This is a genomic window from Marinobacter sp. G11, assembly GCF_021282325.1.
In the GTDB taxonomy this organism is placed as follows: Bacteria; Pseudomonadota; Gammaproteobacteria; order Pseudomonadales; family Oleiphilaceae; genus Marinobacter; species Marinobacter vinifirmus.
The window spans coordinates 1-8,873 of the sequence record NZ_JAJSPB010000051.1; the positions used below are offsets into that span (position 1 = coordinate 1).

At 50.6% G+C, this 8,873-nt stretch carries 12 protein-coding genes; 1 reads left to right on the plus strand and 11 read right to left on the minus strand.

The window, feature by feature from the left end; translation table 11 throughout:
• Window positions 1-184: 184 nt before the first annotated feature.
• The 11 genes from LWH94_RS18240 to LWH94_RS18285 all read right to left on the minus strand — a co-directional run bounded on the left by LWH94_RS18240 (window position 185) and on the right by LWH94_RS18285 (window position 7,912).
• Entirely contained in the window at window positions 185-508 is a 324-nt protein-coding gene (locus LWH94_RS18240; protein WP_106762078.1) for a hypothetical protein, read from the minus strand.
• 59 nt (window positions 509-567) lie between these two features.
• Window positions 568-1,056 carry a GNAT family N-acetyltransferase gene (locus LWH94_RS18245; protein ID WP_232903182.1) on the minus strand — a complete coding sequence of 163 codons (489 nt, stop codon included), beginning with the start codon at window positions 1,054-1,056 and terminating at the stop codon, window positions 568-570.
• A 109-nt stretch (window positions 1,057-1,165) separates the two neighbouring features.
• The gene (locus tag LWH94_RS18250) at window positions 1,166-1,642 is read right to left on the minus strand and encodes a GNAT family N-acetyltransferase (RefSeq protein WP_232903183.1); all 477 of its coding nucleotides are present in this window, start codon (window positions 1,640-1,642) and stop codon (window positions 1,166-1,168) included.
• A gap of 220 nt (window positions 1,643-1,862) precedes the next feature.
• Window positions 1,863-3,434: an IS1182 family transposase gene (locus LWH94_RS18255; RefSeq protein ID WP_232903184.1), complete on the minus strand. Its 1,572-nt coding sequence runs from the start codon at window positions 3,432-3,434 to the stop codon at window positions 1,863-1,865.
• 164 nt (window positions 3,435-3,598) lie between these two features.
• Complete coding sequence (locus LWH94_RS18260; RefSeq protein WP_226598060.1) at window positions 3,599-4,012, minus strand: hypothetical protein; 414 nt, start codon at window positions 4,010-4,012, stop codon at window positions 3,599-3,601.
• Between the two features lie 95 nt (window positions 4,013-4,107).
• A complete protein-coding gene (locus tag LWH94_RS18265; protein ID WP_232903185.1) occupies window positions 4,108-4,596 on the minus strand; it encodes a hypothetical protein in 489 nt (162 codons plus the stop codon).
• Between the two features lie 99 nt (window positions 4,597-4,695).
• Complete coding sequence (locus LWH94_RS18270; RefSeq protein ID WP_232903186.1) at window positions 4,696-5,229, minus strand: GNAT family N-acetyltransferase; 534 nt, start codon at window positions 5,227-5,229, stop codon at window positions 4,696-4,698.
• A gap of 102 nt (window positions 5,230-5,331) precedes the next feature.
• On the minus strand, window positions 5,332-5,625 hold the full coding sequence (locus tag LWH94_RS18275; RefSeq protein WP_232903187.1) for a hypothetical protein: 294 nt from the start codon (window positions 5,623-5,625) through the stop codon (window positions 5,332-5,334).
• A 119-nt stretch (window positions 5,626-5,744) separates the two neighbouring features.
• Complete coding sequence (locus tag LWH94_RS18280; protein ID WP_228224570.1) at window positions 5,745-6,149, minus strand: VOC family protein; 405 nt, start codon at window positions 6,147-6,149, stop codon at window positions 5,745-5,747.
• 507 nt (window positions 6,150-6,656) lie between these two features.
• Window positions 6,657-7,076: a GFA family protein gene (locus tag LWH94_RS19690; protein WP_353885795.1), complete on the minus strand. Its 420-nt coding sequence runs from the start codon at window positions 7,074-7,076 to the stop codon at window positions 6,657-6,659.
• 89 nt (window positions 7,077-7,165) lie between these two features.
• Window positions 7,166-7,912 (minus strand): hypothetical protein, encoded by a 747-nt coding sequence (locus LWH94_RS18285; protein ID WP_232903188.1) that lies wholly within the window; start codon window positions 7,910-7,912, stop codon window positions 7,166-7,168.
• A gap of 360 nt (window positions 7,913-8,272) precedes the next feature.
• Here LWH94_RS18285 and LWH94_RS18290 point away from each other — a divergent pair.
• Window positions 8,273-8,873 (plus strand): phage integrase N-terminal SAM-like domain-containing protein (locus LWH94_RS18290; protein ID WP_232903189.1); only part of this gene is annotated, 601 nt, incomplete at its 3' end.

Genomic DNA, 8,873 nt, shown 5'->3' on the forward strand with positions numbered 1-8,873 from the left:
AGAAATGGACGATGCCGATCCGTGATTGGAAGCCGGCACTGAATCGCTTTATTATCGAATTCGGTGACCGCCTGGACGGTCACCTGTAATGGGGTGGGCAGTTACACAGATTTATTTACAGGCTCAAAAGGGCGTCCGGCGGCCATCGGCCGCGTACTACAGCGCCTTGTTAGAATTTGATACTTCAACGCCCATGCTTGCCTGCCACCAACAGGTCATAGCCCCATTTGAAAGTTGCAGCAGGAAAAGCCCTCTCGAATTGCTGCCTTACCTTCGGCATATCGTGATCCTGAATCCTGTCATCAGCGAGCTCGATCGCGGCCACATTTATGTATTTTGATAATCTACCTAACAGGTTCTCTATCCCATAGTAGCTGAAGCACTTGGCACCAACCCTTAGTGACGTCACTTCAATTGGATTTACTGTGTACTCTGCCTTCTGAAGATCCTTTTCATCCCAGAGAAACAGCCTTCCACCATTGAATATCTTTTCTGGATCAATCTTCATACTGTTCTAACGCTTGGCGGCAGGGACGCTACGTCAGTAGCGTCCCTTGACCGCGTTTGTTAAGCACCTTGCTCCAAGCCATGATCGCGAAGATCAAATTCGTAGAACTTGGTGTCAGGTACTGGGTTGTGGAAATAGGGCGGAATTTCAGTAAAGCCCATCCTCGCATATAAGGCCTGGGCTTTTCTCGTGGGAGGCACTGCGTCTAGAACGAGCCGTTCATAGCCTAAGCCTTTGAGTTTTTGCACCAGATTGGTCATAAGAGACCATCCGATATCTTTTCCCTGATGGTCCGGGCGGACGTACAAGCGCTTTACCTCTGCGGTATGGACGTCGATTTTCCGGAAACCAACACCTCCCGCAATTTCAGAACCCACCACTGCAAACGTGTACTGTCCACTTGGCAAAGAAAAGAGTGTTTCCAGGCTTGCCATCTCTCCGTCGAAATCCTGGTAAGAGAGATCAATACCGAGCCAATCGACATACTCATGTATTAGCTGTCGGAGATCCCTACTATCCGAGGGGAAACACACATCCCTGATTTCCATCAACTGCTCCGTGTTTTCGATTGATGCTTAACGCGAAGGTAACCGGTGCCGGAGCGCCAGCGAAGGGAACCAAAAGCGGTACGCTTTTGGCGTCCGGTTGACCGATTGGTTAAAGTGCATGATTCTCCATCCTGAAGTGAACAAGTGCCACCCGGTCACCGTTGTAGTCAATGCGTTGCTCAATCCCGTAAGGCCGGAAACCAAGCTTTGGATAAAAGAGCAACCCTGCTGCATTTCGGTTAAAGCACGAGACCGAAACAGCCTCAGCTTGATGTTTATTAAACCCTAACCTGAGCATATGGTTAATCAAGTTGCGGCCCACTCCAGAACCTCTGGCATCGGACGCCACCACAACATTACCAATTGAGCACAGACCATCTTTCCAGCGGTAAAAGTTCGCAAAAGCAACAACCTTGCCCGCAACTTCAACTACTGTTGAGTCAGAGCGTTTTTCGATGCTCTGACGCACCTCGCCTTCCGATAATGGAAAAGCCGCTCTTGGAAAACAGTAAAAAAGCTCTTCTCGTGTTTTGGGCAGCTTACAAATCTCGGGAATGTCACCTTCCCTTGCCTCTCGGAGATGCACGACTTCCCTCCATGCAATTTAACGAGGCTGTAGAAAAACCCAAAAATGAGCGAGCATTCCACCGCCTACGATCTCGTTTGTTTCAGCCGGTCAGTTCGCCCAGCAACTTCCTGTTTCCGGATTGATTGCCCTTAATAGACCTCAATCCCGCTATCTCAGCGTTCAGGCGCTCGTAGCTTTGTGCCCAAGGGGCATTTCAGGACGCATTGCCTCGCCCTGTTCACGCAGCTATCTGCCCATAATTCGCCAGTTTCTCAATATTGTGCACCAAGCAATACAGCTGCCATTGCCCCTGCACTTTTCGCTTTCCACGCAGACTAAAACGGTTTAGGCGTTTCGTTGTACCGATGTTGCCGAACACTGGTTCCACCACCGACATGCGGTGGCTGTAGATTTCTTTGCCTTGCGGACTGTCCACTCGGTGCTTCATCCAATCGGTGTAGTTGGGCCCACGATTTCGCTCCAGTGCAAACGTCACCTGCCTGCCGCTGCCTTTTCGGTGCTCGGCCGAAGCGGGGTTTTGCATGCATTGGCGTTTCTTGGGGCAGTTTCGACACTGAAGCAGACGGCCCTTGAAGTGTGCTCTGGATACACCATTCCCATCCGTACGGGTCGCTTCATAATGAAGCTCTTGACCGGCTGGACAAATGCAAGTGAGGTTCACCGGATCGAACTGGAATTCACTCGCCGGAATGATGTTTTTCCAATCGGTTTTGGGCAGATTCTGGTGCCGCTTTCCGTACTTGCCTTTCTGCTGCGCGAATTTAGGGTCCCGGCTTCGGAATTTGTTGTCCGGCACGTAGCCGTTGATTTGTCGCTCGTGCAGGTACTTCATGTTCGCTTCGTTGGCGAAGCCCGTATCCGCCGTAACGACAGTACCTTGCTGGTAGATATTGTCGGCAATGCCCAACTTCTTGAAGCGAGCTTCGACCGTTTCCAGCACGGGTTGCAGCGTGTGATGTTCCTGCCCTTCCCCGAAGGCCTGAGCATCCACGATGACCTGGTGTTTCTTGTCCACCGTGGCCACGCCGTTATAGCCCTGGATCGTGCCTTTGCTGGTGGTCATCTTCGCGCTTTCGTTATCGGTGATGTTGCTCTTCACTTCCTTGCGCCGTTTCCCTTGGCCCATCCTTGGGCTGCTCGTCTTTAGGAATCGGTCTACTTTGGTCATCGCTTCGTCTAACGACAGGATGGTTTTCGCACGGCGAATATCCCTATCCAATTCGGCTTCGGTTTCGGCCTCATCCCGTTCGTGGTGTTCACGCAGATGATGGCGAATCAGCCGCTTCAGCTTGTCTCGTTTTTCACCCAGCTCTTTAAAGGTGCCCGACCATTCTTTGGCAGCGTTCGAGGACATTTTGCAGCCGTCGATGGCAAACAACTCGTTGCCTAGCAAGCCTTGTTCATGGCACACCAGCAACACCTGTTCGAACAGCTCTTCGATTTCTTCAGCGTGGCTGCTAACGAACTTGGCCAAGGTAGTGAAGTGCGGAACGGTGTCGCAGGACAGTGCTTTAAAAATGATGTTGGTTTCGCAGCACCACTGGATTTCACGGCTGGAAGTGATGCCTTTGGAATAGGCGAACAGGATGATCTTCAGAAGAATGGCCGGATCGTAGGCCATGCGGCCGGTGTCGTCGTTGCGGTACTTGGGATGAAACACCGACAGATCCAGCTTGTGCTCAATCAGATAATGAACGGCGTGTTCAAAGGTGCCTGGCTGGAGCTGTTCCTGGTAGTTGATCACGACCATCGCATCCTGGTCGTAGTTGTAGTGCTTGAAGCGGGGCATCCCGACGACTCCTTGTCTGTTTGCTCAATGCTACCAAAACCGGTCCGATTTAGGGTTTTTCTACAGCCTCAACGCCGTTGTTCAGCGGCAGTCTTGGCAGAGCGAAGCGGCGACAAGGCTGTCCGGTGGAGGGCTTCAGGCCCGGAACGTACTGGAACAATTTGTTAGGACCTTATCAGACGATCGACAAAGTGTTCATGCATTCGGTACATAGGACAGTTGCCCGGTGTTATATCTGAGATGAACCCCTCTCGTTCGAGAAACAACACGGCTGGCTGCAAATTCGGGAGCTTATCTGTGTAGTATTCAAAACAAGGCTCGGTCAGGAAACCAATCGATGTCTTGCTGGATTTGACGAAAAAAGCCCGAGTGTCTTGATGCTCCGGGTTGGAGAAATCTTCTTTCATTTCGTCGATGAGATCAGGGAACCGGGTCTCCACTTCCCGCCACAGACGATCGCTTTCCTTGACCTGCTTCTTCTCGCGACGAGAGTCAGTGAATCGATCGGCCATGTAGTTACCAGCTGCGCCAGTAGCAGTGCCAACGAGAAATCCGACTGCTAATGAGAGAATATCCATATCGTCCTAACGCGAAGATAAGCGGCGGCCCGACAGGGACGTCCGGTGGAGGCCAACGGCCGGAACGAACTTAATCGACTTGTTAAAACCTGCCATCAGGAACCACCAAGCTTAGCCAGCCGCACCGCGACATTGCTGTACTGGGATCCGGTTTGGCTATCATGCCGCGAGCCGAAAAGGGTGACCCATTGTCCCTGAATGAGCAGCAACTCCCCATTGCCCGCACTGCTCCCGTTACTCGTTGTGTAACTGCCAGCATAGTTGAATTGAAATTGGTTGGACGAGCCTGCGACTGGCTTGAGCTCATAACCTATCGACAACTCACTTGACGAAGCAAAGCCTTTATCCTGGCTGGATACGCTTACCTTTAAAAGGTCCGAATTCTTCAGGAAACTTGGCAGCAGGTCAGAGGATACGCTATCGGTTTTGGTGGCCTGACATTCACAATATCGAACTTCCAACATCAACGGTTTACCAGTCGCATAGTCCTTAGGAGCAGAGTTTTCGGCAAAAGCAAAGGTGGGGAGAAAGGATAGAAAGAGCAGATTTACCGGCCAAAAAATTCGCGATGCGGTCCGTTGCATGTAACCTCCTCTGTTTTCGTTTTAACGCTTTTGTTTAGCGGCGACTACGGAGCGCAGCGTAGTAGGCGTCCGGTGTAGGGCCGCCAGGCCCGGAACACACTACAACAATTTGTTATGCAGTGCCCAGTCGTCGCGCGACATTCGATACACGCGCACAGGCCGGGCATGGAACTCTCGAATCGTATAGTCTCCGAACCCGACCTTCTCCGTAACCCTGACAGAAGCTGTATGCTCCGCTTCGATAATAACAATTACCGACTCGCAGTGTTTTTGGTCGAAAGCATACTGGAGAACACCTTTTACAGCTTCTGTCGCATACCCCTGATGCCAGAACCTGCGGGCCAGACGATAACCTAGATTGATTTCTTCAACATCGCCAACCAACTCCGGCCCAACGCCACAGAAGCCGATAAAATTCCCTGATTCTTTCTCACACAATGCCCATGGCCCTATCCCATGGGAGGCGTAACACTGAAGGCACCAATCAACGAATTTTCGGGTGGCTTCTTCGTCACAAACTCCACGGACGGAGAACTTCATGACTTCTGGATCACTGAGCATTGCGGTGAGCACCGGAACGTCTTGATGGGACAGCTTCCTTGCAATCAACCTCTCTGTTTCAAACAATGGCACCTATCTCTCCCTGTTCATAACGCCAAGCTTAGCGGCGCCACGTCAGTGGCGTCCGGTGGACGGCCCTCGGGCCGGGAACGTACTACAGCGACTTGTTAAAAGCTATCGCAGGCCACCCAGAGCCACCAAGGCAACAAACGATACCAACCTACTGACAATAACCATCAGGATGATGTCTGGCCAAATGTTTGCCCTGCTGAACTTTTTGAGAAGAACAAATAGCACGATAAGTGATAGCACCCAACCAGCCGTAGGCACCAAAGCAACGGCCGCAGCTCCTCCCGCTGCAATTACCGTCTCACTCAGAGCTAAATCCACAGAGGTAATCTTTGCGGCTAGCCACAGCACCACACCGCCGATTAGAGCATCCAACACTACAACTACCAACTCATCCATGAGGTTTATCCTTACCTTTTAACGCCAACAGCACGCGCGGCTGCGGAATGGAGGCGAAGCCGCAATGTAGTAGACGTCGCCGTGCCTGTGATTGTTAGGAAATGCCGATGGCCCCGACATTACGTCAGATCCTGATAAGGGTTATAGGCTACTTCCCAGTAATGACCCTCCGGATCTTGAAAGTAACCGGAGTAACCGCCCCAGAAAACCTCCACCGCTGGTTTGATAAGTTGGGCACCTGCGGATACAGCCTGACTAAGAACAGCATCAACTTCTGACTTGCTTGCTACATTATGGGCCAATGTAATGCCGGAGAAGCCAGCCTGAGTGGAAATGGCTAACCCGATGTCCTTGGCTAACTCTTCCCGCGGGTAAAGTGCTAACCAGGTTCCCTCCAGGCTGAAAAAGGATATATTGCCACCTTCAAAGTCGTGCTTTGGCAGACCGAGCCCCTCGCCATAAAAACGGGTGGCCCTCTCCAGATTCTCCACACCAAGCGTGATGATGCTGATCTTTGGTTTCATGATTTCCTTCCTAACGCGAAGCTAAGCGGCGCCCTGACAAGGGCGTCCGGTGGAGGCCGAAGGCCGGAACGTACTTAAGCGACTGGTTAGCTGGGGGTAACTGAGGAACCTGATCCCTGGCAAACAACACGACGGCCTGCTCCATTGCCCTTGCACCGACACCTGCCAATGCAACGTGATTAAAACCACCGCCTTTGATGCGGTGAATGAACCTGAACTTCAGAGTAGCAGATCGCGATTCAGTTTTCGGCAGATTGCCCCGCACGGTGAACACCGGGTTTGATACTTACCCAATATTCCGATTGAGCTGCCAGCAAGATCGCGAGTTTTAACGGCCTTGGCGGAACTCCGAAAGTACCGGTTTTGCTACCCGCTTGCGGCCAAGGCCCAATGGCACCGAACCACTCAAAAGGCCCCAAGGCACTACCAGCTAACGCTTTTGTTTAGCGGCGCACATGTAGCGCAGCGAAATGGGCGTCCGGTGTAGGGCCGGAGGCCCGGAACGTACTACAACAATTTGTTAAGTGATTCCAGGCTCTCAGGGCCACCCTCCAATCGAACGCACTCTGCAGATTCTTGCTCCCATGGCGCAGCAGATGCTGTGTGGAGGTGAACAGAAACTCTTGATGAAGCCAATTCATCGAGCAAACCGGCTGGAACCCAAACCATCTCGGTGCCCCGCAGGCTATTCGGAACCGGACTCCCACAGCTCGAACAAAAATCACTCCGGAAACCGCTTGGCTTTTGGTATGACTGGATCTCGCTTTGACCTGATACCCAACGAAAACTAGAACTCTGCACAAACGTGGCAGCGTTAGCGGCTGCCCCTGTTGCCTTACGGCACAGCGAGCAGTGACATTGGTAGAGATTCCGGATCTCTCCATCAATTTCGAATTTCACGGTTCCGCAGAGACATTCACCTTGCATCGTTCAATCCTTTGACACTTAACGCCGCCAACACAGGCGAGCGTTAGCGGCGAGTCCAGCCAGCTTGCTGGCGTTTGTGATTGGCCTTGTTAGGCTTTGCTCTGCTCGTTGCAGCCCACGCCATTTATATAATTTTTAACTAATTCTGCAATTTTACCTTTCAACCAATCAGGCCCATCGTCTGACATATCGTTGTGCTTTGACTCTGGTATTTTTATTACACAGATATCGTAGTCAGCATCTTCCTGAACAGTCGGTAATACGCCTTTGTCTGCGGGAAAATCACTGCCTCGTATAGATAAGATACTAATCTCTTTCTTTCGTGGTAACGGTACGCGTCTGTGATCAAGAGTGATGATAGATTTCACATAAAGGTTTTCTTCGTTACCAAGCCATGCAGAAATATCGCCACCGTTAGAATGACCAACTAAAAGTAGCTCGTTAAATGCATAGTTAGGATAGCGAGATTCAAGTTCATCTTTGAGAAAATTAAGTGTTCTCGCCCCTCTAATCCAGTTCTCACTTCTACTTTCAAAGAGATTACCTTCAACTGAGAGTGCAGGGTCTTCAGGCAACTCATGGCGTATAGCAACCACCATATATCCTAGCTCGGCAAGCTGCTCAGTTAAAAAAATATACTTTGTATGAGCTACGCCATATCCCGCACTAAGGAATGCAACCGGACACTTTTTTTCAACTGTGCAATTGCTGATATTACTTGGATAGGATATTTCGACAGGGATTGATCTATTTCGGCTTTTATCCTGAATTTCTTCAGCACTCACAGCGCCCGCAACAAACATGAAGGCAGCCAAAATAACTTTCAAATACTTCATTACTTCTCCTAGAAGCCTAACAGCTTATTAGCGTGAATTCTCATTAAACCGCAACGAAACCACCCCGTCAAAAACCACTTCACACACCGAATACTCATTTTTTTCAGAGTCTTATTGGCCTGCTTCGGGCCATTGTCGGGCCTTTAGATTTGTGAAAAGCGTGCACGCGGTTTATCCGTGCGCGGTTTTGCACGTTAAAACCAAAGCATTAAAAAATTACCGTTTTAAATCAGACTTCTACAGAGGCGCCTTGTGAAAAACGTGCACAGCCACGCACGTTAAACCGCAGAAAATTTGGCGTTTTTGCGGCCTTTTTATTATAACTGTACATCCATACAGCATTAGCCAAGGAGGGCGACTGTGGCTAAATCACCGTTTCTGGAATCGGTTCGCACAGAGATCAGAACTAAGCAGTACAGCTACCGCACCGAGCAGTCTTATCTCTACTGGATCCGCCAATTCATCCTCTTTAACGACAAGAAACACCCAGAGGTGATGGGTAATCACGAGATTGAGCGCTTTCTGAATCACCTCGCCGTCAATCGTGGAGTCAGCCCAGGTACTCAGAATCAGGCTCTGTGCGCGATTATTTTTGTCTACAAGCATGTGCTTAGACGGGAGATTGAGAATCTCCAGTACAAGATGACGAAGACCCCTCGTCGCGTGCCGACCGTTCTTAATCCCGATGAAGTAGCTTCGATTCTCCACCGCATGGAAGGCGAGTATTGGCTCATTACCGCTCTGCTCTATGGATGCGGTTTGAGAATCAACGAAGCGCTATCACTTCGCATCAAAGATATTGATTTGAAGAGCCGCAATCTGCTCGTATTCAACGTAAGCGTTCATTCCGAGACGTCCTGCCACCCCACTGAATTTCGCTCTACAGTAACCTCTGATTTCCTAATAAGAGGTTGCTCCCATGAGAAAACACCGCACTCCGGAACAGTGGCAGGTCCTGGTC

What these genes read in the sequence shown, in the direction of transcription:
- LWH94_RS18240 (WP_106762078.1), bottom strand. Translation starts at nt 508, where the DNA reads ATGAAGATTGATCCAGAAAAGATATTCAATGGTGGAAGGCTGTTTCTC.
- LWH94_RS18245 (WP_232903182.1), bottom strand. Translation starts at nt 1,056, where the DNA reads ATGGAAATCAGGGATGTGTGTTTCCCCTCGGATAGTAGGGATCTCCGA.
- LWH94_RS18255 (WP_232903184.1), bottom strand. Translation starts at nt 3,434, where the DNA reads ATGCCCCGCTTCAAGCACTACAACTACGACCAGGATGCGATGGTCGTG.
- LWH94_RS18260 (WP_226598060.1), bottom strand. Translation starts at nt 4,012, where the DNA reads ATGGATATTCTCTCATTAGCAGTCGGATTTCTCGTTGGCACTGCTACT.
- LWH94_RS18265 (WP_232903185.1), bottom strand. Translation starts at nt 4,596, where the DNA reads ATGCAACGGACCGCATCGCGAATTTTTTGGCCGGTAAATCTGCTCTTT.
- LWH94_RS18275 (WP_232903187.1), bottom strand. Translation starts at nt 5,625, where the DNA reads ATGGATGAGTTGGTAGTTGTAGTGTTGGATGCTCTAATCGGCGGTGTG.
- LWH94_RS18280 (WP_228224570.1), bottom strand. Translation starts at nt 6,149, where the DNA reads ATGAAACCAAAGATCAGCATCATCACGCTTGGTGTGGAGAATCTGGAG.
- LWH94_RS19690 (WP_353885795.1), bottom strand. Translation starts at nt 7,076, where the DNA reads ATGCAAGGTGAATGTCTCTGCGGAACCGTGAAATTCGAAATTGATGGA.
- LWH94_RS18285 (WP_232903188.1), bottom strand. Translation starts at nt 7,912, where the DNA reads ATGAAGTATTTGAAAGTTATTTTGGCTGCCTTCATGTTTGTTGCGGGC.